This window comes from Pseudomonas sp. A214 (assembly GCF_900156295.1).
GTDB lineage: Bacteria > Pseudomonadota > Gammaproteobacteria > Pseudomonadales > Pseudomonadaceae > Aquipseudomonas > Aquipseudomonas rhizophila.
Genome location: NZ_LT707062.1, coordinates 5,645,966 through 5,669,534, shown reverse-complemented (window position 1 = coordinate 5,669,534; position 23,569 = coordinate 5,645,966). Strand labels below are relative to the sequence as shown.

Here is a 23,569-nt window from a genome sequence, read left to right as displayed (position 1 = left end):
TGACAGTCATGTGCTCCGTTGGAGCTAATTATTATGGTCGAACTCCCTCGGCTCGCTGGCGCGCGCTGGATAAGCGGGTTGAGTATAGGAAGGGGGCTAACGATTCAACAAGAGAGCCCGTACACAATAGCGGCGCTTGCGCACAACCCTGTGGCGAGGGCTTAGGACGCCAGCGGCACCGAACTGTTGTGCCACACCAGCACCTGGCTGACGCGGTTATCCACGGTTTCGATGATTTCCAGCCGATAGCGGCCGATCTTCAGGCAGACCGGGCTTTCGGGAATGGTCTCCAGTGCTTCGGTCACCAGGCCGTTGAGGGTCTTGGGGCCTTCGCAAGGCAGGTGCCAGCCCAGGGTCCTGTTCAGTTCGCGGATCGACGCGGCGCCATCGATCATGAGGCGTCCATCAGGCTGGGGATGGACGTGGGGGTTGTCGAGGCTGTGCTCGCTTTCGAACTCCCCGACGATTTCTTCAAGGATGTCTTCCAGGGTGACAATGCCCAGCACTTCGCCATATTCGTCCACCACCATGCCCAGGCGCCGTTGCTGCTTGTGGAAATTCAGCAATTGCAGCTGCAGTGGCGTGCTCTCGGGAACGAAGTAGGGTTCGTGGCAGGCAGCCAGCAGTGCTTCCTGGGTCAGGCTCGCGTCCTTGAGCAGGTGGCGGATCTGGCGGGTGTTGAGCACCGCTTCGACCTGGTTGATGTCGCTGTGAAACACCGGCAGGCGAGTGCGGCGGTTCAGGCGCAACTGTTCAATGATGTCGCCGATGGGGTCGTCGAGGTTAATGCCATCGACCTCACTGCGGGGCACGAGAATATCGTTGACGGTAATGTTGTCCAGGGCATGGATGCCGGAAACCGGATGCGGCCGACCGCTGTTGTGTTCGGGTTCGTGATCGTTGCGCGCGGGTGTGGGCATTTCATCGTCGTTTTGCTGTACCACGCTTGCCTGGCGGGCAAACGGACGCAACAGCAATTGACTGATGCCATTCAACAGCCAGGCAAATGGATAAAGAATCTTCAAGGGTACGCCAAGCAAGGCGTTGCCCAACGCCAGTACCGCGTCGGGATGGCGGGTGGCCAGGGTGCGCGGCAGGTAATCGGCAAAGACCAGCAAGGCCGCACTGGTACCGAGCCACGCTACCCAGGCGCCGTGTTGCAGCCAGGTAAAAATCGCCAGCAGTGTTCCGATCACCACCGCGAGGGCGCGGCAGAGGGTATTGCACAGAATCAGACTGTCCCGGGGGAAACTCAGCTTCGCCAGCGGTTTGTCACCGGCGCGCGAAGCCTTGCGTTGGGCCAGCAAATGCTGCTGGGCGGCTTCGATGGCCGTGAACAGGGCGGACCAGAGGATCAGCACGACCAGTACAGCGAACAGCGGGCCCACGGGCAACATATCCATCAGAGGCGTCCGTCAGACATGCAGAATGTATTCACGAACCAGCTTGCTGCCGAAGTACGCCAGCATCAGCAGGCAGAAACCGGCCAGGGTCCAGCGAATGGCTTTATGGCCGCGCCAGCCCAGCCGATTTCGGCCCCACAGCAGTACGCTGAACACCACCCACGCCAGGCACGCCAGCAGGGTTTTGTGCACCAGGTGCTGGGCGAACAGGTTTTCGACGAACAGCCAGCCAGAGATCAGCGACAGCGACAGCAGCGTCCAGCCGGCCCAGAGGAAGCCGAACAACAGGCTTTCCATGGTCTGCAAGGGCGGGAAGTTGCGGATCAGCCCGGAAGGGTGCTTGTGCTTGAGCTGGTGATCCTGCACCAGCAGCAGCAAGGCCTGGAACACCGCGATGGTGAACAGGCCGTAAGCGAGGATCGAGAGCAGGATGTGGGCCAGGATGCCCGGTTCTTCATCGATGATCTGTACCGTGCCCGACGGCGCGAATTGCGCCAGCAGCACCGTGGCCAGGCCCAGCGGGAAAAGCAGCACCAGCAGGTTTTCCACCGGGATGCGTGAACAGGCCAGCAGCGTCAGGGCGATCACGGCCACGGCAATGAGGCTGGCGGCGTTGAAGAAGTCCAGGCCCAGGCCAATGGGCGTCATCAGGTGGGTATAAAGGCTGGCCGCGTGGCCGAGCACCGCCAGCACGCCAAGCATGACCAGCAGGCGTTTGTTCGCCTTGGCGCCGGTGGCCAGGCGGGAGCCTTGATAGAGGGTCGCAGCGGCATAAAGACAAGCGGCGGCGAGGGAGGCAAGCAAACTGGGTGACAAGGGGAGCATAAATCCTGTTAGGCAGGCCCGAAAGGCGCTGAGTTTGGCATAGAATCCCCATCGCACGAAAGACCAGCGCAACTGACGGCGAGGTGTGCGCCGGGCGCAGTCTTCGCTATAATCCGCGACCTGCCCACGCCGCAGGCTCGCCGAGCACATTTTTTACGGTCTGGGCCGCCATTATCCCGGTCTTATCTGGGCCTGAAAGGATCGCGCATGTTTGAAAACCTAACCGACCGTCTCTCGCAGACGCTGCGCCATGTCACCGGCAAGGCGAAGCTGACCGAGGACAATATCAAAGACACCCTGCGCGAAGTGCGCATGGCGTTGCTCGAAGCCGACGTCGCCCTGCCGGTGGTCAAGGACTTCGTCAATTCGGTCAAGGAACGCGCCGTCGGCGCCGAGGTGTCGCGCAGCCTGACGCCGGGCCAGGCGTTCGTGAAGATCGTCCAGGCCGAACTCGAAAGCCTGATGGGCGCCGCCAACGAAGACCTGAACCTGAGCGCCGTGCCGCCAGCGGTGGTGCTGATGGCCGGCCTGCAGGGCGCGGGCAAGACCACCACGGCCGGCAAGCTGGCGCGCTTCCTTAAAGAGCGCAAGAAGAAGTCGGTGATGGTGGTGTCCGCGGACATCTATCGCCCGGCGGCGATCAAACAGCTCGAAACCCTGGCCAACGACATCGGCGTGACGTTCTTCCCGTCCGACCTGAGCCAGAAGCCGGTGGACATCGCCCAGGCGGCTATTAAAGAAGCAAAACTGAAATTCATCGACGTGGTCATCGTCGATACCGCCGGTCGCCTGCACATCGACGAAGAGATGATGGGCGAGATCAAGGCGTTGCATGCCGCGATCAACCCGGTGGAAACCCTGTTCGTGGTCGATGCCATGACCGGCCAGGACGCGGCCAACACCGCCAAGGCGTTCGGTGATGCGCTGCCGCTGACCGGCGTGATCCTGACCAAGGTCGACGGTGATGCCCGTGGCGGTGCCGCGCTGTCGGTCCGTGCCATCACTGGCAAGCCGATCAAGTTCATCGGTATGGGCGAGAAGAGCGAAGCGCTCGAGCCGTTCCATCCCGAGCGTATTGCCTCGCGGATCCTCGGCATGGGCGACGTGCTCAGCCTAATCGAGCAGGCCGAGCAGACCCTCGACAAGGACAAGGCCGACAAACTGGCCAAGAAGCTGAAGAAGGGCAAGGGCTTCGACCTCGAAGACTTCCGCGATCAGCTGCAACAAATGAAGAACATGGGCGGCCTCGGCGGCCTCATGGATAAACTGCCGAGCATCGGTGGCGTGAACCTGGCGCAGATGGGCAATGCCCAGGGCGCGGCTGAAAAGCAGTTCAAGCAGATGGAAGCCATCATCAACTCCATGACCCCGGCCGAGCGCCGTGACCCTGAGCTGATCAGCGGTTCGCGCAAACGCCGCATCGCCATGGGGTCCGGTACCCAGGTGCAGGACATCGGTCGCTTGATCAAGCAGCACAAGCAGATGCAGAAGATGATGAAGAAATTCTCCGCCAAGGGCGGGATGGCCAAGATGATGCGCGGCATGGGCGGTATGTTGCCCGGCGGCGGCATGCCGAAAATGTAAAGAATCTGCGCCGGCTGTCATGCCGGCGTTGCCCCGCACGGATGCGGGGATCTCCAGCAAACCCGTGCTGCACGGGAGCTGACCTGCCGTTTTTCATGACGGCTCTATGGCAAATCTTGATCGCATGGCGCCAGGCGCCGGAAAAAGACATTTGCAAAAGTCCGGATATTCCTTAGAATATGCGGCCTTTCGGGCACCTATGCCCGCTGTGCATTTAGATTTGCAGCACCGACTACAGGAACGATGTTCACATGCTAACAATCCGTCTTGCCCTTGGCGGCTCCAAAAAGCGCCCGTTTTACCACCTGACCGTAACCGACAGCCGCAACCCGCGTGACGGTTCCCACAAGGAGCAGGTTGGTTTCTTCAACCCTGTTGCCCGTGGTCAGGAAGTTCGTCTGTCCGTGAACCAAGAGCGCGTAGCCTACTGGCTGAGCGTTGGTGCACAACCTTCTGAGCGTGTTGCTCAGTTGTTGAAGGAATCGGCTAAGGCTGCGGCCTGAGCAATATGAACGCGACGCCAAAAGATGCTGATGATTTGATCGTTGTCGGCAAAATCTATTCTGTTCATGGCGTTCGCGGCGAAGTGAAGGTGTATTCCTTTACTGATCCGATCAAAAACCTGTTGGACTACAAAACCTGGACGCTCAAGCGCGAAGGTAGCGTGAAACAGGTTGAGCTGGTCAGCGGACGTGGGAACGACAAGTTCCTGGTCGCAAAGCTCAAGGATCTCGATGATCGTGAAGAAGCGCGTCTTCTGGCCGGTTTTGAGATCTGCGTGCCACGCAACCTGTTCCCTGAACTGACCGACGGCGAGTACTACTGGTACCAGCTGGTGGGTCTGAAGGTCATCGACCACCTCGGGCAATTGCTCGGGAAAATCGATCACCTGCTCGAGACCGGTTCGAACGATGTCATGGTGGTCAAGCCTTGCGTCGGCAGCCTGGATGATCGCGAACGCCTGTTGCCCTATACCGAGCAATGCGTGTTGGCCGTCGACCTTGCAGCAGGCGAGATGAAGGTGGAATGGGATGCGGATTTCTAAACGTGGCTAATTTGCGCGTTGAAGTCATCACGTTGTTTCCCGAGATGTTTTCCGCCATCAGCGAGTACGGCATAACCAGCCGCGCGGTGAAACAGGAGCTGTTGCAGCTTACCTGTTGGAATCCGCGGGACTACACCACGGATCGGCATCACACTGTGGACGATCGCCCGTTTGGCGGTGGTCCGGGCATGGTGATGAAGATCAAGCCCCTGGAAGACGCTCTGGTTCAGGCCAGAACCGCAGCCGGGGAGGGCGCGAAGGTGATTTACCTGTCGCCCCAAGGCCGTCAGCTGACTCAGTCGGCGGTACGCGAGCTGGCAAATTCGGATGCATTGATCCTGATTGCCGGCCGTTATGAAGGCATTGACGAGCGTTTTATTGAAGCTCATGTCGATGAAGAGTGGTCGATTGGCGACTATGTACTGTCTGGCGGCGAGCTGCCGGCGATGGTCCTGATCGATGCGGTTACACGACTGCTGCCTGGAGCTTTAGGGCATGCAGATTCCGCCGAGGAAGATTCCTTTACGGATGGTCTGCTGGATTGCCCGCACTACACCCGACCGGAGGTGTATGCGGATCAGCGTGTTCCCGACGTGTTGCTAAGTGGCAACCACGCGCACATCCGGCGTTGGCGTTTACAGCAGTCCCTTGGTCGGACCTATGAACGACGCGCCGATCTTCTGGAAAGCCGCTCGCTTTCTGGAGAAGAGAAGAAGCTGCTCGAGGAATATATCCGCGAGCGGGACGATAGTTCACAACGTATCGATGGTAAGTCCGACGACTTGCCTTAGGAGCACAGCATGACTAACAAAATCATTCTTGCACTCGAAGCAGAGCAGATGACCAAAGAAATCCCTACCTTTGCCCCGGGCGACACCATTGTCGTTCAGGTGAAAGTGAAGGAAGGCGACCGTTCGCGTCTGCAAGCGTTCGAAGGCGTTGTTATCGCCAAGCGTAACCGCGGCGTAAACAGTGCATTCACCGTTCGTAAAATCTCCAACGGTGTTGGCGTAGAGCGTACTTTCCAGACCTACAGCCCGCAAATCGACAGCATGGCTGTCAAGCGTCGCGGTGACGTACGTAAAGCCAAGCTGTACTACCTGCGTGACCTGTCCGGTAAAGCAGCTCGCATCAAGGAAAAACTGGCTTAAGTCCAGCTTCCGATGCAAAAAAAGCAGCCTGCGGGCTGCTTTTTTGTTGCCTGCGATTTGGTCTTTGAGCACCCTGCATCTCATCATTTCCATTTCGATGCCGCGTACGCACGCATCCCTCATGAGTTTTTATGCCAGCCATTGATCACCCGCTGATAGACCAGTTTCTCGACGCCCTATGGCTGGAGAAGGGACTGTCCGACAACACCCGCGATGCCTATCGCAGCGACTTGGCGCTGTTCAATGGCTGGTTGCAGGAACAAGGCCTGGAGCTGGCCAATGCCGGGCGAGAGTTGATCCTCGATCACCTGGCGTGGCGTCTGGAGCAGAACTACAAGCCGCGCTCGACCGCACGGTTTCTCTCGGGTTTGCGTGGGTTTTATCGTTATTTACTGCGGGAAAAGCTGATTGCGGTGGATCCGACCTTGCGCGTGGAGATGCCGCAGCTGGGGCGACCGTTACCCAAGTCCCTGTCCGAAGCCGATGTAGAGGCGCTGCTGGCGGCGCCGGATCTCAGCGAAGCCATCGGTCAGCGCGACCGGGCCATGCTGGAGGTTTTGTATGCGTGCGGCCTGCGGGTCACCGAGCTGATCAGTCTCACGCTGGAGCAGGTCAACCTGCGCCAGGGCGTGCTGCGGGTGATGGGCAAAGGCAGCAAGGAGCGTCTGGTGCCCATGGGCGAAGAGGCAATCGTCTGGGTTGAGCGCTACATGCGCGATGCGCGTCATGAACTGCTGGGCGGGCGCCCCAGCGACGTGCTGTTTCCCAGCCTGCGCGGCGAGCAGATGACCCGCCAGACCTTCTGGCACCGCATCAAGCACCAGGCCAAGGTGGCCGGGATCGGCAAGTCACTGTCCCCACACACCTTGCGCCATGCCTTCGCCACGCACCTGCTCAACCACGGCGCCGACTTGCGTGTGGTGCAGATGCTGCTGGGCCACAGCGACCTGTCCACCACTCAGATCTACACCCATGTGGCTCGGGCGCGGTTGCAGGATCTGCACGCCAAGCATCACCCCCGAGGCTGAATGAAGATCCCTGGATTGATGAGTACCCGATAGCCCATGTGGGAGCGAGCCTGCTCGCGATGACGGTGGCGCATTCAAAATCAATGCAAGCTGACCCACCGCTATCGCGAGCAGGCTCGCTCCCACAGGGAGTTGTGGTGAGCGCCAGATATGTGAACCCACGCCAGCACACAGAAAAAAGGCATCCATATGCCTTGTATCACCGGCATTCGGCCATGCGGGCCTTATGTGGTAGGCTTTGCCGGTTTGCACAGTGGGCGGTTGGAACCCGAATCTGCCGGTCGGCGTTCCCCGTCCCATTTGTCCGTCTCAGGAGCTCCCATGCGTTTGATCCAGATGTTCACCGCCGCCGCCATTGCGTTGGCCAGTACTGTTGCCATCGCCGACGACGCGGCCGACAAGGCTATCCGCAAGAGCCTGGAAAACCTTCAGATGGAGGTGCCGATCGAAACCATCACCGCCAGCCCCATGTCCGGCCTGTATGAAGTCAAGCTCCAGGGCAGCCGCGTGCTCTACGCCAGCGCCGACGGTCAGTACATCGTCCAGGGCAACCTGTTCGAGCTCAAGGATGGCAAGCCGGTCAACCTCACCGAGAAGACCGAACGCCAGGGCATTTCCAAGCTGATCAACGGTATTCCTGTTGCCGAAACCGTGGTTTACCCGGCGGTCGGCGAAACCAAGTCCCACATCACCGTGTTCACCGACACCACCTGCCCGTATTGCCACAAGCTGCACGCCGAAGTGCCGGAGCTGAACAAGCGCGGCATCGAAGTGCGCTATGTGGCGTTTCCGCGCCAGGGCCTGGGTTCACCGGGTGATGAGCAGTTGCAGGCGGTCTGGTGCTCCAAGGACAAAAAAGCGGCCATGGACAAGATGGTCGATGGCAAGGAAATCAAGGCCGCCAAGTGCGAAAACCCGGTTTCCAAGCAGTTCGCCCTCGGTCAGTCCATCGGTGTGAACGGTACGCCGGCCATCGTTTTGGCGGACGGCCAGGTGATTCCGGGCTACCAGCCGGCGCCACAAGTCGCCAAACTGGCCCTTGGTGCCAAATGATCATGGGCAGTGCGTTTATGAAGATCACGGCTCGGCGAAAACCTTCGACGGGCCGTTAAACACAAAGTCGCGTTGCTGCGCGGCTGTATTTCACGGCCGACCTTGCGTCGGCCGTTTCATGGGGAGTCAAGAGTGAATCCGGTCAAAGTAGGCATCTGTGGGTTAGGTACCGTCGGTGGCGGCACCTTCAACGTACTTCAGCGCAACGCCGAGGAAATTGCTCGTCGTGCCGGGCGTGGAATCGAAGTGGCACAAATTGCCATGCGCACGCCAAAGCCTCAGTTCCAGACGACCGGTATTGCGATTACCAACGATGTCTTCGAAGTGGCCACGAACCCTGAGATCGACATCGTCATAGAGCTGATGGGCGGCTATACCGTTGCCCGCGAGCTGGTACTCAAGGCCATCGAGAATGGCAAGCATGTGGTCACCGCGAACAAGGCGCTTATCGCTGTTCACGGTAATGAGATTTTCGCCAAGGCGCGGGAAAAGGGCGTGATCGTTGCGTTCGAAGCCGCCGTGGCCGGTGGCATTCCGGTGATCAAGGCGATTCGTGAAGGCCTTTCGGCCAACCGCATCAACTGGGTCGCCGGGATCATCAACGGCACCGGGAACTTCATTCTCACCGAGATGCGCGAAAAGGGTCGCACCTTCGAAGACGTGCTCGCCGAGGCCCAGGCCCTGGGTTACGCAGAAGCCGATCCGACCTTTGACGTGGAAGGCATCGACGCGGCGCACAAGCTGACGATCCTGGCGTCTATCGCCTTTGGTATTCCGCTGCAATTCGACAAGGCATACACCGAAGGCATCACCAAGCTGACCACCGCTGACGTGAACTACGCTGAAGCCTTGGGCTACCGCATCAAGCACCTGGGCGTAGCCCGTAGCACGGCCAGTGGCATTGAGCTGCGCGTGCACCCGACCTTGATCCCGGCCGATCGCCTGATCGCCAACGTCAACGGCGTGATGAACGCTGTGATGGTCAACGGCGACGCCGCGGGCTCCACGCTGTTCTACGGTGCTGGCGCCGGCATGGAACCGACCGCTTCCTCGGTGGTGGCCGACCTGGTGGATGTGGTGCGTGCGATGACCTCCGACCCGGAGAACCGTGTGCCGCACCTGGCTTTCCAGCCGGACTCGCTGTCGGATCATCCGATTCTTCCGATCGAAGCATGCGAAAGTGCCTACTACCTGCGTATCCAGGCCAAGGACCACCCAGGGGTACTGGCTCAGGTGGCGAGCATCCTTTCGGAGCGCGGCATCAACATCGAGTCGATCATGCAGAAGGAAGTCGAGGAACACGATGGCCTGGTGCCGATGATCCTGCTGACCCACCGAGTGGTCGAGCAGCGCATCAACGACGCGATCACCGCGTTGGAGGCTCTCCAGGGCGTCGTCGGGCCGGTGGTCCGTATCCGCGTCGAACACTTGAACTGAAGCAGCTACAAGCGACGAGCTGCACGCTACAAGTTAAAAGCAACCCCGCTTTACTTGTAGCTTTCAGCTCGTAGCTTGCAGCTCAAACCAAAGGTTTGCTCCTATGCGCTATATCAGCACCCGCGGCCAGGCACCGGCCCTGAATTTCGAAGATGTCCTGCTGGCCGGCCTGGCCACGGACGGCGGCCTCTATGTGCCGGAAAACCTGCCGCGTTTCACCCAGGAAGAGATCGCCTCCTGGGCCGGCTTGCCGTATCACGAGCTGGCCTTCCGGGTCATGCGCCCGTTTGTCACCGGCAGCATCCCGGACGCCGACTTCAAGAAAATCCTGGAAGAGACCTATGGCGTCTTTTCCCACAACGCCATCGCGCCGTTGCGTCAGCTCAACGGTAACGAATGGGTGATGGAGCTGTTCCACGGCCCGACCCTGGCTTTCAAGGACTTCGCCCTGCAATTGCTCGGTCGTCTGCTGGACTACGTGCTGCAAAAGCGTGGCGAGCGTGTCGTGATTGTCGGTGCCACTTCCGGCGATACCGGTTCGGCCGCCATCGAAGGCTGCAAGCATTGCGAGAACGTCGACATCTTCATCCTGCACCCGCACAACCGTGTCTCGGAAGTGCAGCGTCGGCAGATGACGACGATTTTCGGCGATAACATCCATAACATCGCCATCGAAGGCAACTTCGATGACTGCCAGGAAATGGTCAAGGCCAGTTTTGCCGACCAGAGCTTCCTCAAAGGTACGCGGCTGGTCGCAGTGAACTCGATCAACTGGGCGCGGATCATGGCCCAGATCGTTTATTACTTCCACGCGGCCCTGCAACTGGGCGGCCCGGCCCGTTCGGTATCGTTCTCGGTGCCTACGGGTAACTTCGGCGATATCTTTGCCGGTTATCTGGCGCGCAACATGGGGCTGCCGATCAACCAGTTGATCGTCGCCACCAACCGCAACGACATCCTGCACCGCTTCATGAGCGGCAACCAGTACGTCAAGGAAACCCTGCACGCTACGCTGTCGCCGTCCATGGACATCATGGTGTCGTCGAACTTCGAGCGCTTGCTGTTCGACCTGCACGGTCGCAATGGCGCGGCAATTGCCGGCCTGATGGACAGCTTCCGGCAGGGCGGTGGTTTCAGCGTCGAGCCTGAGCGCTGGACCGAAGCGCGCAAGCTGTTTGACTCCCTGGCGGTGGATGATGCGCAAACCTGCGAGACCATTGCCGAGGTGTTCGAGCAGAGCGGTGAATTGCTCGATCCACATACGGCCATCGGTGTGAGAGCCGCTCGTGAGTGCCGTCGCAGTCTGGACATTCCGATGGTGATCCTGGGCACTGCTCATCCGGTCAAGTTTCCGGAAGCGGTGGAGAAGGCCGGTGTAGGAAAAGCGCTCGAACTACCCGCACATCTTTCTGATTTGTTTGAGCGAGATGAGCGTTGCACCGTGTTGCCCAATGACTTGAAAGCCGTGCAGGCCTTTGTCAGTCAGCATGGCAACCGCGGCAAGCCTCTCTGAGCGCTGAAACCTGTCACATTTTGAAGCCCGTCTCCTGACGGGCTTTCTTGTTTCTGCATGCCAAACTGATCGGGTTTTCGCCCTTGGAGGGACGGGCGAGTAATCTCGAAGGATATGCAGATGTTGTTTTTTATCAGACGCAAACCAGCCCTGGGCTGGATGATGGGCCTGGTCCTGGTGTTTTGGACACTGGGGGTGGACGCCGCACAGTTGGCGACCTACGAAACGCCACCGTTCGGCCCCGGCGAACGGTTGGTGCTGGATCCGCAGGAATTGAAATGGATCGAGCAAAACCCGCAGGTCATCGTGGCCTCGATGCAGTTTCCGTTGTACCTGTTCAAGAATGAGCATGGGCAGTGGAACGGCCTGAACAACGACATTCTCCAGCGTATTGCGCGCATGACAGGCCTTGAGTTTGTGCATCGGGAGTCGTTCTCCCCTGAACAATTGCTGGCGATGCTGGAAAACGCAGAGGCCGACATGACGACCACGCTGGCGATGAACGACGAACGCAGGGATTTTCTGAGCTTCAGCCACGCCTTTGGCGGTTCCGGCTGGGTATTCGTCGGGCGCGACGGGGAGTCCGTCCCCGATTCGCTGGAGCAGCTCAATGGCAAGATCCTGGCATTGCCGGCACGGCATGCATTGGAGGCGCAGATCCGGCGCGACTACCCGGCCATCGAGTTGCGCACGGTCAAGACTTACGGGGAAGCGAGGGCCCTGGTGGAGAGCCGGGAGGCCCACGCCACCATTGAAAACGAAACCGGGGTGCACCTTTATCCGGCGGGACAGTTGCGTGTAGGAAGAAGTCTGGAGGGCAAGTGGGAACCGGATTATCTGGCTGTACGTCAGGATCTGCTCCCATTGCTGAGTATTCTGAACAAGGCGCTGGAAGCTTTTCCGGCCGAAGAAATGCGGGCGCTGCGTTCCAAATGGATGGCCGGTATCGCCCCTGGCCAGGCGCCATCGGTCTGGTTGCGGATTTCCCGCTGGGGTTATTGGTGTGTGACGGTGGTCGTGTTGTTCGCTCTGCTGTCCCTGCTCTGGAACCGCCGCCTGCAGATACAAATCGACCAGCGCCTCAAGGCCGAGGCTGTCCTCAATGATCAGTTGATGCTCCAGAGGGCCTTGATGGATGCCATTCCCGATCCGATCTTCATTCGTGACCTGGAAGGGCGCCTGATCATGTGCAACAAGAGTTACGAAGAGCAGTTCGCGACGCGCTTTGAAAAGTTGCGGGGGACCCGGCTGACGGATTCCGCGGTGTTCCCGCCGGCGACTGCCGAGCTGCTGCATGGAGAGGTCATGGAGCAACTGCGAACCGGCCAGTCCCGGTTCGTCGATCGTCAACTGATGTTCAGGAGTGGATTACGCAAAATCTATCATTGGTCGGTGCCTTTTTATGGGGCCGATGGGCAGTTGCGCGGTTTGCTGGGAGGCTGGATCGATGTCGGGCGCCGGTGGAACCGCGCTGAGCCATTGCTGGCTTGACGCAACCGGCTCGCGAGAAAATTCCCTCAAGCGGTAGCTGTTGTTTGCCTGTCATATTGGACGCGCATGCTCGGTTCAACGGCTTCGAGGTGTACCGGCTCGGTATGCGAACGAACTTTCTGCTGCGGCCCACGGTCATTTACTGTGAACAAGCAGTTGTTTTCGGACTATTGAAGGGTGAGCGAATGGAAAGTATCAGCCTATTGCTGGGTGAGGCTTTGAGCCCGTATCAGGTGACGCTGACTCCCTCTGGCGCCAGGGGCGAGTGTCTGGTAACGCTGAAGAATGCCTCCGGGGCCATCATGGTCGAACGCATGTTCAACCAAGCGCAATTGACCGACAGACGCCAACTGACGGACGTGGTCGATGGCCTGCACCGCGACGTGCTGATTGCCGAGGGCCGGCTTGAGCCCTGTGTGATCGCGGCGCTGCGTAATCTGGCACGTGACAAGGTGATGGCTCTCCCGAATTGAACACTATTTCGTGGGAACCTTCCTACGTCCTGATGAGTCAGACCCTTTACCAGCAAGATCAAGCATTGTGCTCCGGTGCTTGTCGCTTGTTGTACGGACCTGAATGGTCGCGTTTAACCCCGAGTTGTCTCCCCACTTCTCGGGGTTTCTTTTTGCCCGGCGTTTAAGGTTTTAGCGTGCTCTGGCGCTGAGCGATGCCGCTCCCACAGTTGATCTTCAGTGGCCACAGACTTTCGTTCACCGCATCAAATGGCACCGTCGATGCGCAGTTGGGCGATCTGCTGTGCATCATAGCCAAGCTCGCCTAGCACTTGGGCATTGTGCTCACCCAGCGTCGGTCCCACCCATTCAGAGCTGCCCGGGGTGTCGGAGAGTTTCGGGACGATGCCCGGCATCTTGAACGCCTTGCCGTCCGGCAGCTTGGCCTGGAGAAACATTTCCCGGGCCAGGAACTGCGGATCGCTGAACATATCTTCGGCGCTGAAAATCCGGCTGGCCGGCACTCCCGCCTGGTTCAAATGCTCGATAACAGTATCGAGCGGGAGTGAATTGACCCAGCGATCAATGACCCCGTACAGCTCATCGCGGCGGCTGTCGCGCCCGTCATTGCTGGCCAGTTGCGGGTCATTGGCCAGATCCTCACGACCGATGACCTGCATGAAGCGCTTGAAGATCGCGTCGCCGTTGGCGCCAATCTGCACGTGCTTGCCATCGGCACTGGTGTGGATAGACGACGGGGTGATGCCGGGCATGATGTTGCCGGTGCGCTCACGGATGAAACCGAACACATCGAACTCCGGCACCATGCTTTCCATCATGGCGAAAATCGCCTCGTACAGCGCCACATCCACCACTTGCCCGGTTCCGCCGTTGACCTCGCGATGACGCAGCGCCATCAGTGCGCCAATCACGCCCCAGAGGGCGGCAATCGAATCGCCGATGGATATGCCGGTGCGCACCGGTGGCCGGTCTTCGAACCCGGTGATGTAACGCAGGCCGCCCATGGACTCGCCCACTGCGCCAAACCCGGGCTGATCTTTCATCGGCCCGGTCTGACCGAAGCCCGAGAGCCGCACCATGACCAGCTTCGGGTTCAGCGCATGCAATACATCCCAACCCAGGCCGAGCTTTTCCAACACGCCGGGGCGAAAATTCTCGATCAGGATGTCGGCTTCGCCGATCAGCTTTTTCAGAATCGCCAGACCTTCGGGGTGCTTGAGGTTCAGGGTCAGGGATTTCTTGTTCCGCGCCTGGACGAACCACCACAAGGACGTGCCTTCATACAGCTTGCGCCATTTACGTAACGGGTCGCCGCCATCGGGCGATTCGACCTTGATCACCTCGGCACCGAATTCACCGCAGATCCGCGAGGCAAAAGGTCCGGCGATCAAGGTGCCGAGTTCGATGACTTTGACGCCCGCAAGGGGTTTGGCAGTAAGCGACATGACGGATCCTGTAGAACAAAGGCAGAACGAAAGAGCGTTTTATCATAGGCCGGCGTCAGTCGCCGCAGGTTGATGGTCGGCAATTCGTGGAATGCCCGCCTCATCGGTTAGACTTGCCGCCTTTCCTCGTATCAAGAAGCCCGTTCATGGCCCAGCCGTCCACGACCTATAAGTTTGAACTGAACCTCACCGACCTCGACCGCAGTGTGTACGAGAACGTGAAGCAGACCATCGCCCGTCATCCTTCGGAAACCGAAGAACGCATGACCGTGCGCCTGTTGGCCTACGCTTTCTGGTACAACGAGCTGCTGGCATTTGGCCGAGGTCTGTCGGATGTCGATGAACCTGCGCTGTGGGAAAAAAGCCTGGATGACCGTGTGCTGCACTGGATCGAAGTGGGCCAACCCGACGCCGACCGCCTGACCTGGTGCTCGCGACGCACTGAACGCACGAGCCTGCTGGCCTACGGCAGCCTGCGAGTCTGGGAAGGCAAGGTGATCCCGGCGGTAAAGAACCTCAAGAACGTCAACATCGCCGCCGTGCCCCAGGAAGTGCTGGAGACGCTCGCTAAGGACATGCCCCGCGTGATCAAGTGGGATGTGATGATCAGCGAGGGGACGATTTTCGTGACCGATGATCGCGGCCAGCATGAAGTCCAGTTGCAATGGTTGCTGGGTGAGCGCGGCTGAGCCATTGACCCGGTATTGAGTGAGCCATTGTGGGAGCGGGCTTGCTCGCGAAGGCGGCAGATCAGTTTGCATTGATGTTGAATGTGCCGCCGCTTTCGCGAGCAAGCCCGCTCCCACCCAAGCTTTCCTTGCCACAACCTTCACGATTTCCAGAGAAAACTTTGTCACCCCATGCGCATAGAACCCCGCCAGCTACCCGACACCCTGCCATTCCTCGGTGACTTGCCACCCCTGTTGACGCGCCTGTATGCGGCCCGTGGCGTGCAGTCCGAGGCTGAACTGGACAAGAGCCTGGCGCGCTTGATTCCTTATCAGCAACTCAAGGGTATCGACGCGGCCGTGGATCTGTTGGTGGTGGCGCTGGAGCAGCGCCAGCGCATCCTGATCGTCGGCGACTTCGATGCCGACGGGGCGACAGCCAGCACGGTGGGCATGTTGGGCCTGCGTTTGCTCGGTGCGGCCCATGTCGATTATCTGGTACCCAATCGCTTCGAGTACGGCTACGGACTGACCCCGGAAATTGTCGAGGTCGCCCTGACCCGTGAGCCGCAGTTGCTGATCACCGTGGACAACGGCATTTCCAGTGTCGAAGGTGTGGCAGCGGCGAAAGCGGCGGGGCTCAAGGTGCTGGTTACCGACCACCATTTGCCGGGCCTCGAACTGCCGGCGGCCGACGCTATCGTCAACCCGAACCAGCCAGGCTGTGAGTTCCCGAGCAAGGCATTGGCCGGTGTCGGTGTGATCTTTTATGTGCTGATGGCCTTGCGGGCGCGTCTGCGCAGCCTGGGCCGGTACGCCAGCAGCCCCCAGCCAAACATCGGCGAACTGCTGGATCTGGTGGCACTGGGCAGCGTGGCGGATGTGGTGCCCCTGGACGCCAACAACCGGATCCTGGTGCATCAGGGCCTGGAACGCATTCGTGCAGGGCGCGCCCGACCCGGCATCAAGGCGATCCTGGAAGTGGCCAGGCGCGATCATTCTCGTATCACTTCCACGGACCTCGGGTTTATCCTCGGCCCGCGCCTGAACGCAGCCGGGCGTCTGGACGACATGAGCCTGGGCATCGAATGCCTGCTCACTGACGATCCGGCCTTGGCGCGGGAGATGGCGGCGCAACTGGACGGCATGAACCAGGATCGCAAATCCATCGAACAGGGCATGCAGCGTGAAGCGCTGGCCCAGCTCAAGGACTTGCCGGTGGAGTCCATGCCGTTCGGTCTATGTCTGTTCGATCCTCAGTGGCACCAGGGCGTTATCGGGATCCTCGCCTCGCGGATGAAGGAGCGGTATTTCCGCCCGACCATTGCTTTTGCCGATGCCGGAGACGGCCTGCTCAAGGGCTCGGGGCGCTCGGTGCCGGGTTTTCATATTCGTGATGCCCTGAGTGTGGTGGCGGCGCAACATCCAACGCTGATCAGCAAGTATGGCGGTCACGCCATGGCGGCGGGCCTGACGTTGGCGCAAGAGAATTTTCCACTGTTCGCCGAGGCGTTCGACGCTGAAGTGCGCCGCCAATTGCGCGAAGAAGACCTGACCGGGCGCCTGTTGTCGGACGGCACCCTGGCGGTGGAAGAGTTTCACCTGGAGCTGGCTCGGGCGCTGCGTCACGCCGGGCCCTGGGGCCAGCATTTCCCGGAGCCGATGTTTCACGGTGTGTTCCAGTTGGTCGAACAGCGCGTGGTGGGCGAACGGCACCTCAAGGTCGTCCTCAAAAGCGAATGCGGCTCGGTGAAACTGGACGGTATCGCCTTCGGCATCGACCGCGATATCTGGCCAAACCCCACCGTGCGCTGGGTGGAACTGGCCTACAAACTCGACCTCAACGAGTTTCGCGGCCAGGAAACGGTGCAGTTGATGATTGCCCATATCGAACCGCGGTAGACACGCCGCCATCTTGCGTTCGTACTCTGTGGCGAGGGAGCTTGCTCCCGCTGGACGCGCCAGCGTCCCCTTGCGATGTGATGGCTGCAATGCCGGGGCTGCTTCGCAGCCCAGCGGGAGCAAGTTCCCTCGCCACAGGGGTACACCATTGCGTCACACCGTCGATTTTTAAGTTCTGAACCCTCCCGCCTCCCAGGTTGTCGACTAGGCTCTAAGCACTGCTTGATAGCCCTTGTGACGTCTTGTCGGATTTCTTTGCCCGCGGGGGCGGGTGTTGCACCTTTTGTCACTCGTCGACTTTTCAAACAGAACCCTGGAGCCTGCCCAATGATTCGAGAGGTGCCCCATGAGTCTGCTGCTGGAACCCTATACCCTTCGCCAATTGACCCTGCCCAATCGCATCGCGGTGTCGCCGATGTGCCAGTATTCGAGCGCCGATGGCCTGGCCAATGACTGGCACCTGGTACACCTCGGCAGCCGCGCCGTGGGCGGTGCCGGCCTGGTGTTCACCGAAGCCACTGCCGTCACTGCCGACGGTCGCATTACTGATCAGGACCTGGGGTTGTGGAACGATGAACAGATCGGCCCCCTGCAACGCATCACCCGCTTCATCACCGCCCAAGGGGCCGTGCCCGGCATTCAACTGGCCCACGCCGGACGCAAGGCCAGCACCTGGCGACCCTGGCTCGGCAAGCATGGCAGCGTAAAACCGGAGGAGGGCGGCTGGGTTCCGGTCGGCCCGTCGCCGATTGCCTTCGATCCGCAGCACACCCAGCCGATCCAACTGGACGAGGGGCAGATTGCCGGTGTCATCCAGGCGTTCGTGGAGGCGGCCAAACGTAGCCTGACGGCCGGGTTCAAAGTCGTGGAAGTCCATGCAGCCCACGGTTATCTGCTGCATCAATTCCTGTCTCCCTTGAGCAATCAGCGGCGCGATCAATACGGCGGCTCGTTCGAGAATCGCATCCGGCTGGTGCTGCAAGTGACCGAAGCGGTCCGGGCGGTATGGCCTGAGGAATTGCCGGTGTTCGTGCGCGTATCGGCCACCGACTGGGTCGAGGATGGCTGGAACCCGGATGAAACCGTGGAGCTGGCGCGGCGATTCAGGGCGCTGGGGGTGGACCTGATCGATGTGTCATCGGGCGGCACCGCTGTGAATGCGGAAATTCCCACCGGTCCGGGGTATCAGACGCGCTTTGCCGAACGGGTGCGCAAGGAGTCGGAAATCGCCACCGGCACTGTCGGCATGATTACCGAACCGGCCCAGGCCGAGCACATCTTGCGGACCTGCCAGGCCGACATCATTTTCCTGGCCCGCGAACTGTTGCGTGATCCGTACTGGGCGTTGCATGCCGATGATGACCTGGGGGGCCGCAAGGCCACGTGGCCAGCGCAGTATCAGAGAGCCACGCATCGGGACCAGCCGATTCATGAGTCGGATTTGCGCGATTAAGGGTTAGCTTGAAACAAAAAGCCCCGGTCGTTTTGGCCGGGGCTTTTGTTTATTTGGCTGGATGGTACGGCGTCTGTACGTGCCTCATCGCGAGCAGGCTCGCTCCCACAGTGGATTGGTGTTGTTCACAGAATTTGTGATCCACACCCCACCCTGTGGGAGCGAGCCTGCTCGCGATGGCGTCATCCCTGACGCGCAAGGATCAAGGGTATTTACGCTTATCCGGCGCCGGCGGGAAGTACTGGTACAGCCAGGTCTCGCTCAAGGTCCGGTCATTGGTGCGCAGGAACAGGCGCATCTCCACCGGGTCCACGCGGTCGTCGGTCGGGTACCAGTCGAAGGTGATGCGGTAACCCTTGATCGCATCGAGCACCAGCACGTTGAAGTCCTTCACCTCGCCGTGGGAGCAGGTCACTACCGGTTCGATACCGGTGCCAGGGGGGAGCTGGTCGAGGCCGCCGCCGTTGAAGTCCACGGCAAAACGTCGGGCCCAGACGGTGGGGTAGTGCTCGCCCGGTGCCCAGCCTTCGATGAAGCCGCCCATGCCTGAACGGGTCGCGTTGACCTGGGCCAGCTCGGTGCTCACCGGTGGCAAGGCGCTCCAATAGAGCTTGTAGCCGTAGTTCAGCGATTCACCGGCAGCGACCGGCTTCTTCGGCGTCCAGAATGCGACGATGTTGTCCAGGGTTTCACCGGTCGTAGGAATTTCCAGCAGATCGACCGAGCCTTCGCCCCAGGCCGTTGTCGGTTCGACCCACAGGCTCGGGCGCTTGCTGTACCAGTCCACGGTGTCCTGGTAGCTGGCGAAGTCGTGATCGGTCTGCACCAGGCCGAAGCCTTTGGGGTTGTTGTCGGCGAAGGCGTTGAACTGCAGGGTGGCGGGGTTGTTCAGCGGGCGACAAACCCACTCGCCATTGCCGCGCCACATCGCCAGTCGGTCGGAATCGTGAATTTGCGGGTGGATGGTGTCGCACATGCGCCGCTCAACGGTGCCACAGCTGAACATACTGGTCATCGGCGCGATGCCCAATTGCTCGATGGCGGTACGGGCATTGATGTGCGCATCGATTTCCATCACGACGCGGGTGGGCTGACAATCGATGTCAAAACGATAGGCGCCGGTGGCGCTGGGCGAGTCGAGCAGGGCGTAGACCACGAAACGGGTACTGTTCTTGTCCGGGATTTCGAACCAGAACTTGGTGAAGTCCGGGAATTCCTCACGCTTCTTGGCGTAAGTGTCGATGGCCAGGCCCCGGGCCGATAATCCGTACTGGCCGGTGTTGTCCACGGCGCGGAAATAACTGGCCCCCAGAAACGAAACGATATCGTGCCGGTCCAGCTCCGGCGCCTTGAACACCCTGAACCCTGAGAAGCCCAGGTCACCGGTCAACTGCGAAGTGTTGACCGTGGTTTTCTCATAGTTGAACAACTCCGGGCGGAAGTGCACTTCACGGGCCATGCGGGTCTTGGCATCGACACTGTACATGCGCACCGGTTGCTTGAAGCCCATGCCGACGTGGAAAAACTGCACGTCCAGTTGACCGTCCAGCTCCTTCCACAGCGAGTGGTTGGCGTCGTAGCGGATGGCGTTGAATTGCAGCGGGGACATCATCGCCAGTGTCGGCGGCAAAACTTGCTTGGTGTCGACGTAACGGCTCTTGGCCAGTTCCCGGGCCTGTTCTTTCAACCCATTGAAATCGAAAGGACGGGCCTCGCCGTCGGCGGTCCGGTCAGCAGCCCAGGCGCGTGCGGCCATAAGCCCTGAGGCCGAAAGCCCGGTGTAGGCAGCGAAAGCCATGGACGCCTTGAGCAGATTCCTGCGGTGCATAAATACAACCTTTCTGGAAACAATCCCGAGCCTTTCCTGGCAACAGAGACTGGTAAAGAAGTTCGGACATGCCTTTGGCCAAACGCGACGGACGTTAGAACAGATACCTGAGAGCTGGATCGGTTCACCGAGGCGCAAAATCATAGGGGATACGTGGCACGGGAGAGAGAGGAAAGCGTGGTTTAGTTAAATTTCCTTACAGATATTTCCTTTTTTAACGGGTAACTCTGCATTTTTTGACTAATTACTCTAAAACTCCCTGTTCACGGTGTGAATCCTCCCTATCCTTTAGCGTGATAGAGGTTGAACCCGCGGATTCAGCAGGTGCTATCGGTCAATTCGACGTACAGAAGGACAAGGCTCAATGACAAAAATACAGGGCATCACCCAATTGCTGGGGATCCTTCCATGCTTGACGAGCGCGCGCCGGACCCGGCCGCTCAGCATGGACGAACTAAGACTGGTGGAACGCTATCGCGAACTGTCGGAAAACGACCGGATCGCCATGCGTTGCCTGATGGATGCGATGCGCAGTGTTTCGAGGTTTTGAATGAGTGCGGATCTGCTCGTAGAGAGCTCGGATTGCGCCTTTATCCATCTTTCTGGTTTCACATCAGCCAGTAGGAGGCGGGAAAAATAACGTGCTGGCCGATTTTTTTATCGGTGCCCATGCGGCTGTGAATGGCCTGCCTTTGCTCACTCGTGATGCCAAACGCTACCGAAGTTATTTTCCCTCAGTGGCGTTGGTAGTGCCGTCATGACACTTGAACCGCCACGACCAGACTCTGCCGTCCGGCCGTGGTAGTCGTTCTTTGGTTCAATGCTTGAACATCACATGCCGCACTACTGTGTAGTCCTCCAGTCCATACATCGACATGTCCTTGCCATAACCGGAACGTTTCTGACCGCCATGGGGCATTTCGCTGACGAGCATGAAGTGGGTGTTCACCCAGGTGCAGCCATATTGCAGGCGTGCCGCCAAGCGATGGGCGCGGCCGATGTCGGCGGTCCAGACTGAAGACGCCAGGCCGTAGTCCGAGTCGTTGGCCCAGGCCAGCACCTGCGCTTCGTCGATGAACGGCGTGACGGACACCACCGGCCCAAAAACCTCGCGGCGCACGATTTCGTCGTCCTGCTGGGCGTCGGCCAATACCGTTGGTTCAAAGAAGAATCCGTTGCCGTCCACGGCCTTGCCACCGGTAATCAGGCGAATATGCGACTGGGCGATGGCCCGTTCGACAAAGCCGGCAACGCGGTCGCGGTGCTGGGCTGTGATCAGCGGACCCATCTCGGTGTCCGGGGCGGTTTGCAGACCGTATTTGATGCTGGCCACCGCCGCACCGAGTTTCTCGACGAACCTGTCGTAGATGCCTTGTTGGGCGTAAATGCGGCAGGCAGCGGTGCAGTCCTGGCCGGCATTGTAGAAACCGAAGGTGCGGATGCCTTCCACGGCTGCGTCAATGTCGGCATCGTCGAAAATGATCACCGGGGCCTTGCCGCCCAGTTCCATGTGGGTGCGTTTGACGCTGTCGGCGGTGCTGGAAATGATGTTCGCGCCTGTGGCGATGGAGCCGGTCAGCGAAACCATGCGCACCTTTGCGTGAGTGACCAACGGTTGCCCGACCGTCTGACCACGACCGAACAGCACGTTGAGTACACCCGCGGGGAAAATTTCCGACGCCAGTTCCGCCAGCCGCAACGCCGTCAGTGGAGTCTGCTCCGAGGGTTTGAGCACTACGGTGTTACCGGCGGCCAGGGCTGGGGCGATTTTCCAGGCGACCATCATCAACGGGTAATTCCACGGCGCGATGGAGGCGATCACGCCCACCGGATCGCGGCGGATCATCGACGTGTGCCCCGGCAGGTATTCGCCACCCGCCGAGCCGCTCATGCAACGGCTGGCGCCGGCAAAGAAACGGAACACGTCGGCAATTGCCGGGATCTCGTCGTTCAGCACGGCGTTCAAAGGTTTGCCGCAATTGTCCGATTCGAGCCTGGCCAGTTCTTCGCCGTGGGCTTCGATGGTGTCGGCCAGCTTGAGCAGGAGCAGGGAGCGGTCCTTGGGCGATACCTGGGACCAGCTTTGGAAGGCACTGTCGGCCGCGCGCACGGCGGCATCGACCTGAGCTTCGCTGGCCTCGTTGATTTCCACCAGCACCCGGCCCAGCGCGGGGTTGAACACGGCCTGGCCGGGCCCGTCGCCGTTCACCAGGTGACCATTGATCAGCAGTTTGGTTTGCATGTCCAAGCCCTCGTCAAAGCTGTTTTTGCTGCGGTTTTTCAGTTGATTCGAGTCTATATCGTTTTATCGGGTTCGCCGCAGCCACATGAAAATCGGCAAGCAACATCTCGAAGCACTCTCACCGACAGACTCGGGCACTTTCGAACTAGGCTGATTGCCTTAATGATCCGGTTACCCGAATGCGTGGAGGCAGCAAATGAACACCCGTGGATTGCTCGATCAGCTTCTCAAGTCCGGTCAGGAAATGTTGCAGAACAAGGCTGGCGGCTCCCAAGGCAAGTCATCCGGCGGCCTGGGCGGTTTGCTCGGCGGTGGTGCTGGCAATTTGGGCGGGATGCTCTCCGGCGCGGGTGGCGGGGCGCTGGCCGCCGGAGCCATGGGCCTGTTGCTGGGCAACAAGAAGGCTCGCCAGTTTGGCGGCAAGGCCCTGACCTATGGTGGTCTGGCGGCATTGGGCGTGATCGCCTACAAGGCCTATGGCAATTGGCAAGCCCAGCAGGGCAGTGCGCCGCAAACTGAACCGCAGACGCTGGATCGTCTTCCCCCGGCCCAGGTCGAGCAGCACAGCCAGGCGATCCTCACGGCCCTGGTGGCGGCGGCCAAGGCCGATGGCCATGTCGACGAGCGTGAAAAGCAGTTGATCGAAGGCGAGTTCACCAAGCTCGACAACGATCAGGAGCTGCAACACTGGCTGCACGCCGAGCTCAATAAACCCCTGGACCCCGCCGACGTCGCCCGGGCCGCCAGCACGCCGGAAATGGCCGCCGAGATGTACATCGCCAGTGTGATGCTGGTGGATGAGGAAAACTTCATGGAGAAATCCTACCTCGATGAACTGGCGCGCCAGCTCAAACTGGAGCCGGGGTTGAAGACTGAGCTGGAGAAGCAGGTACGTCAGGCGTCTCTTTGAGTCAGGCCTGACCCCAAGGTAAATATCACCCCCTGTGGGAGCGAGCCTGCTCGCGATAGCGGTATGTCAGTCGACACTATTATTGACCGATGCACCGCAATCGCGAGCAGGTTCGCTC

General features: G+C 59.9%; 21 protein-coding genes. 16 read left to right on the top strand and 5 right to left on the bottom strand.

What is annotated here, in order from left to right:
• Positions 1 to 161: 161 nt before the first annotated feature.
• Both BW979_RS25370 and BW979_RS25365 read right to left on the bottom strand, forming a co-directional pair.
• Positions 162 to 1,403: an HlyC/CorC family transporter gene (locus tag BW979_RS25370; RefSeq protein WP_076386218.1), complete on the bottom strand. Its 1,242-nt coding sequence runs from the start codon at positions 1,401 to 1,403 to the stop codon at positions 162 to 164.
• Positions 1,404 to 1,415: 12 nt separating this feature from the next.
• Complete coding sequence (locus BW979_RS25365; protein ID WP_047227500.1) at positions 1,416 to 2,228, bottom strand: cytochrome C assembly family protein; 813 nt, start codon at positions 2,226 to 2,228, stop codon at positions 1,416 to 1,418.
• A gap of 207 nt (positions 2,229 to 2,435) precedes the next feature.
• Here BW979_RS25365 and ffh point away from each other — a divergent pair, with 207 nt between their 5' ends.
• The 11 genes from ffh (at position 2,436) to BW979_RS25310 (ending at position 13,003) form a co-directional block, all read left to right on the top strand.
• Positions 2,436 to 3,812 (top strand): signal recognition particle protein, encoded by a 1,377-nt coding sequence (ffh, locus tag BW979_RS25360; RefSeq protein ID WP_047227501.1) that lies wholly within the window; start codon positions 2,436 to 2,438, stop codon positions 3,810 to 3,812.
• Between the two features lie 251 nt (positions 3,813 to 4,063).
• Positions 4,064 to 4,315 carry a 30S ribosomal protein S16 gene (gene rpsP / locus BW979_RS25355; protein ID WP_003198088.1) on the top strand — a complete coding sequence of 84 codons (252 nt, stop codon included), beginning with the start codon at positions 4,064 to 4,066 and terminating at the stop codon, positions 4,313 to 4,315.
• A 5-nt stretch (positions 4,316 to 4,320) separates the two neighbouring features.
• Entirely contained in the window at positions 4,321 to 4,857 is a 537-nt protein-coding gene (rimM, locus tag BW979_RS25350) for a ribosome maturation factor RimM (RefSeq protein ID WP_047227502.1), read from the top strand.
• Positions 4,839 to 5,648 (top strand): tRNA (guanosine(37)-N1)-methyltransferase TrmD, encoded by an 810-nt coding sequence (gene trmD, locus BW979_RS25345; protein ID WP_171061421.1) that lies wholly within the window; start codon positions 4,839 to 4,841, stop codon positions 5,646 to 5,648. Before rimM ends, trmD begins: the two co-directional genes overlap by 19 nt.
• Before the next feature lie 9 nt (positions 5,649 to 5,657).
• Entirely contained in the window at positions 5,658 to 6,008 is a 351-nt protein-coding gene (rplS, locus tag BW979_RS25340) for a 50S ribosomal protein L19 (protein WP_003175895.1), read from the top strand.
• Between the two features lie 131 nt (positions 6,009 to 6,139).
• The gene (gene xerD, locus BW979_RS25335) at positions 6,140 to 7,036 is read left to right on the top strand and encodes a site-specific tyrosine recombinase XerD (protein ID WP_047227504.1); all 897 of its coding nucleotides are present in this window, start codon (positions 6,140 to 6,142) and stop codon (positions 7,034 to 7,036) included.
• Positions 7,037 to 7,357: 321 nt separating this feature from the next.
• Positions 7,358 to 8,089 (top strand): bifunctional protein-disulfide isomerase/oxidoreductase DsbC, encoded by a 732-nt coding sequence (gene dsbC, locus BW979_RS25330; RefSeq protein WP_076386216.1) that lies wholly within the window; start codon positions 7,358 to 7,360, stop codon positions 8,087 to 8,089.
• A 132-nt stretch (positions 8,090 to 8,221) separates the two neighbouring features.
• Positions 8,222 to 9,526, top strand: coding sequence for a homoserine dehydrogenase (locus BW979_RS25325; RefSeq protein ID WP_047227506.1), 1,305 nt, complete (start codon positions 8,222 to 8,224; stop codon positions 9,524 to 9,526).
• A 103-nt stretch (positions 9,527 to 9,629) separates the two neighbouring features.
• Entirely contained in the window at positions 9,630 to 11,039 is a 1,410-nt protein-coding gene (gene thrC, locus BW979_RS25320; RefSeq protein ID WP_047227507.1) for a threonine synthase, read from the top strand.
• A gap of 120 nt (positions 11,040 to 11,159) precedes the next feature.
• Entirely contained in the window at positions 11,160 to 12,530 is a 1,371-nt protein-coding gene (locus BW979_RS25315; RefSeq protein WP_076386214.1) for a transporter substrate-binding domain-containing protein, read from the top strand.
• Between the two features lie 185 nt (positions 12,531 to 12,715).
• On the top strand, positions 12,716 to 13,003 hold the full coding sequence (locus BW979_RS25310) for a DUF3509 domain-containing protein (RefSeq protein ID WP_047227509.1): 288 nt from the start codon (positions 12,716 to 12,718) through the stop codon (positions 13,001 to 13,003).
• A gap of 245 nt (positions 13,004 to 13,248) precedes the next feature.
• On the opposite strand, the gene BW979_RS25305 is transcribed toward BW979_RS25310, so the two are convergent.
• Positions 13,249 to 14,448 carry a CaiB/BaiF CoA transferase family protein gene (locus BW979_RS25305; protein ID WP_076386213.1) on the bottom strand — a complete coding sequence of 400 codons (1,200 nt, stop codon included), beginning with the start codon at positions 14,446 to 14,448 and terminating at the stop codon, positions 13,249 to 13,251.
• A 146-nt stretch (positions 14,449 to 14,594) separates the two neighbouring features.
• Here BW979_RS25305 and BW979_RS25300 point away from each other — a divergent pair, with 146 nt between their 5' ends.
• The 3 genes from BW979_RS25300 (at position 14,595) to BW979_RS25290 (ending at position 18,471) form a co-directional block, all read left to right on the top strand.
• A complete protein-coding gene (locus BW979_RS25300; protein WP_047227511.1) occupies positions 14,595 to 15,137 on the top strand; it encodes a YaeQ family protein in 543 nt (180 codons plus the stop codon).
• A 171-nt stretch (positions 15,138 to 15,308) separates the two neighbouring features.
• Positions 15,309 to 17,018 carry a single-stranded-DNA-specific exonuclease RecJ gene (recJ, locus tag BW979_RS25295; protein ID WP_047227512.1) on the top strand — a complete coding sequence of 570 codons (1,710 nt, stop codon included), beginning with the start codon at positions 15,309 to 15,311 and terminating at the stop codon, positions 17,016 to 17,018.
• 346 nt (positions 17,019 to 17,364) lie between these two features.
• Positions 17,365 to 18,471: an NADH:flavin oxidoreductase/NADH oxidase gene (locus BW979_RS25290; RefSeq protein ID WP_047227513.1), complete on the top strand. Its 1,107-nt coding sequence runs from the start codon at positions 17,365 to 17,367 to the stop codon at positions 18,469 to 18,471.
• Positions 18,472 to 18,673: 202 nt separating this feature from the next.
• Here BW979_RS25290 and BW979_RS25285 read toward each other — a convergent pair whose 3' ends face one another.
• Positions 18,674 to 20,299 carry a glucan biosynthesis protein D gene (locus BW979_RS25285; RefSeq protein WP_047227514.1) on the bottom strand — a complete coding sequence of 542 codons (1,626 nt, stop codon included), beginning with the start codon at positions 20,297 to 20,299 and terminating at the stop codon, positions 18,674 to 18,676.
• A gap of 364 nt (positions 20,300 to 20,663) precedes the next feature.
• On the opposite strand from BW979_RS25285, the gene BW979_RS25280 reads away from it, so the two are divergent.
• Positions 20,664 to 20,849: a hypothetical protein gene (locus BW979_RS25280; RefSeq protein ID WP_047227515.1), complete on the top strand. Its 186-nt coding sequence runs from the start codon at positions 20,664 to 20,666 to the stop codon at positions 20,847 to 20,849.
• 267 nt (positions 20,850 to 21,116) lie between these two features.
• On the opposite strand, the gene BW979_RS25275 is transcribed toward BW979_RS25280, so the two are convergent.
• Entirely contained in the window at positions 21,117 to 22,541 is a 1,425-nt protein-coding gene (locus BW979_RS25275; protein WP_047227516.1) for a gamma-aminobutyraldehyde dehydrogenase, read from the bottom strand.
• Between the two features lie 196 nt (positions 22,542 to 22,737).
• Here BW979_RS25275 and BW979_RS25270 point away from each other — a divergent pair, with 196 nt between their 5' ends.
• Entirely contained in the window at positions 22,738 to 23,451 is a 714-nt protein-coding gene (locus BW979_RS25270) for a tellurite resistance TerB family protein (RefSeq protein WP_076386212.1), read from the top strand.
• The last annotated feature ends 118 nt before the right edge of the window (positions 23,452 to 23,569 follow it).

What these genes read in the sequence shown, in the direction of transcription:
- BW979_RS25365 (WP_047227500.1), bottom strand. Translation starts at nt 2,228, where the DNA reads ATGCTCCCCTTGTCACCCAGTTTGCTTGCCTCCCTCGCCGCCGCTTGT.
- dsbC (WP_076386216.1), top strand. Translation starts at nt 7,358, where the DNA reads ATGCGTTTGATCCAGATGTTCACCGCCGCCGCCATTGCGTTGGCCAGT.
- BW979_RS25275 (WP_047227516.1), bottom strand. Translation starts at nt 22,541, where the DNA reads ATGCAAACCAAACTGCTGATCAATGGTCACCTGGTGAACGGCGACGGG.
- ffh (WP_047227501.1), top strand. Translation starts at nt 2,436, where the DNA reads ATGTTTGAAAACCTAACCGACCGTCTCTCGCAGACGCTGCGCCATGTC.
- BW979_RS25270 (WP_076386212.1), top strand. Translation starts at nt 22,738, where the DNA reads ATGAACACCCGTGGATTGCTCGATCAGCTTCTCAAGTCCGGTCAGGAA.
- BW979_RS25285 (WP_047227514.1), bottom strand. Translation starts at nt 20,299, where the DNA reads ATGCACCGCAGGAATCTGCTCAAGGCGTCCATGGCTTTCGCTGCCTAC.
- BW979_RS25370 (WP_076386218.1), bottom strand. Translation starts at nt 1,403, where the DNA reads ATGGATATGTTGCCCGTGGGCCCGCTGTTCGCTGTACTGGTCGTGCTG.
- thrC (WP_047227507.1), top strand. Translation starts at nt 9,630, where the DNA reads ATGCGCTATATCAGCACCCGCGGCCAGGCACCGGCCCTGAATTTCGAA.
- rpsP (WP_003198088.1), top strand. Translation starts at nt 4,064, where the DNA reads ATGCTAACAATCCGTCTTGCCCTTGGCGGCTCCAAAAAGCGCCCGTTT.
- xerD (WP_047227504.1), top strand. Translation starts at nt 6,140, where the DNA reads ATGCCAGCCATTGATCACCCGCTGATAGACCAGTTTCTCGACGCCCTA.
- rplS (WP_003175895.1), top strand. Translation starts at nt 5,658, where the DNA reads ATGACTAACAAAATCATTCTTGCACTCGAAGCAGAGCAGATGACCAAA.
- BW979_RS25315 (WP_076386214.1), top strand. Translation starts at nt 11,160, where the DNA reads ATGTTGTTTTTTATCAGACGCAAACCAGCCCTGGGCTGGATGATGGGC.
- BW979_RS25300 (WP_047227511.1), top strand. Translation starts at nt 14,595, where the DNA reads ATGGCCCAGCCGTCCACGACCTATAAGTTTGAACTGAACCTCACCGAC.
- rimM (WP_047227502.1), top strand. Translation starts at nt 4,321, where the DNA reads ATGAACGCGACGCCAAAAGATGCTGATGATTTGATCGTTGTCGGCAAA.
- BW979_RS25290 (WP_047227513.1), top strand. Translation starts at nt 17,365, where the DNA reads ATGAGTCTGCTGCTGGAACCCTATACCCTTCGCCAATTGACCCTGCCC.
- trmD (WP_171061421.1), top strand. Translation starts at nt 4,839, where the DNA reads ATGGGATGCGGATTTCTAAACGTGGCTAATTTGCGCGTTGAAGTCATC.
- BW979_RS25280 (WP_047227515.1), top strand. Translation starts at nt 20,664, where the DNA reads ATGACAAAAATACAGGGCATCACCCAATTGCTGGGGATCCTTCCATGC.
- BW979_RS25310 (WP_047227509.1), top strand. Translation starts at nt 12,716, where the DNA reads ATGGAAAGTATCAGCCTATTGCTGGGTGAGGCTTTGAGCCCGTATCAG.
- BW979_RS25305 (WP_076386213.1), bottom strand. Translation starts at nt 14,448, where the DNA reads ATGTCGCTTACTGCCAAACCCCTTGCGGGCGTCAAAGTCATCGAACTC.
- recJ (WP_047227512.1), top strand. Translation starts at nt 15,309, where the DNA reads ATGCGCATAGAACCCCGCCAGCTACCCGACACCCTGCCATTCCTCGGT.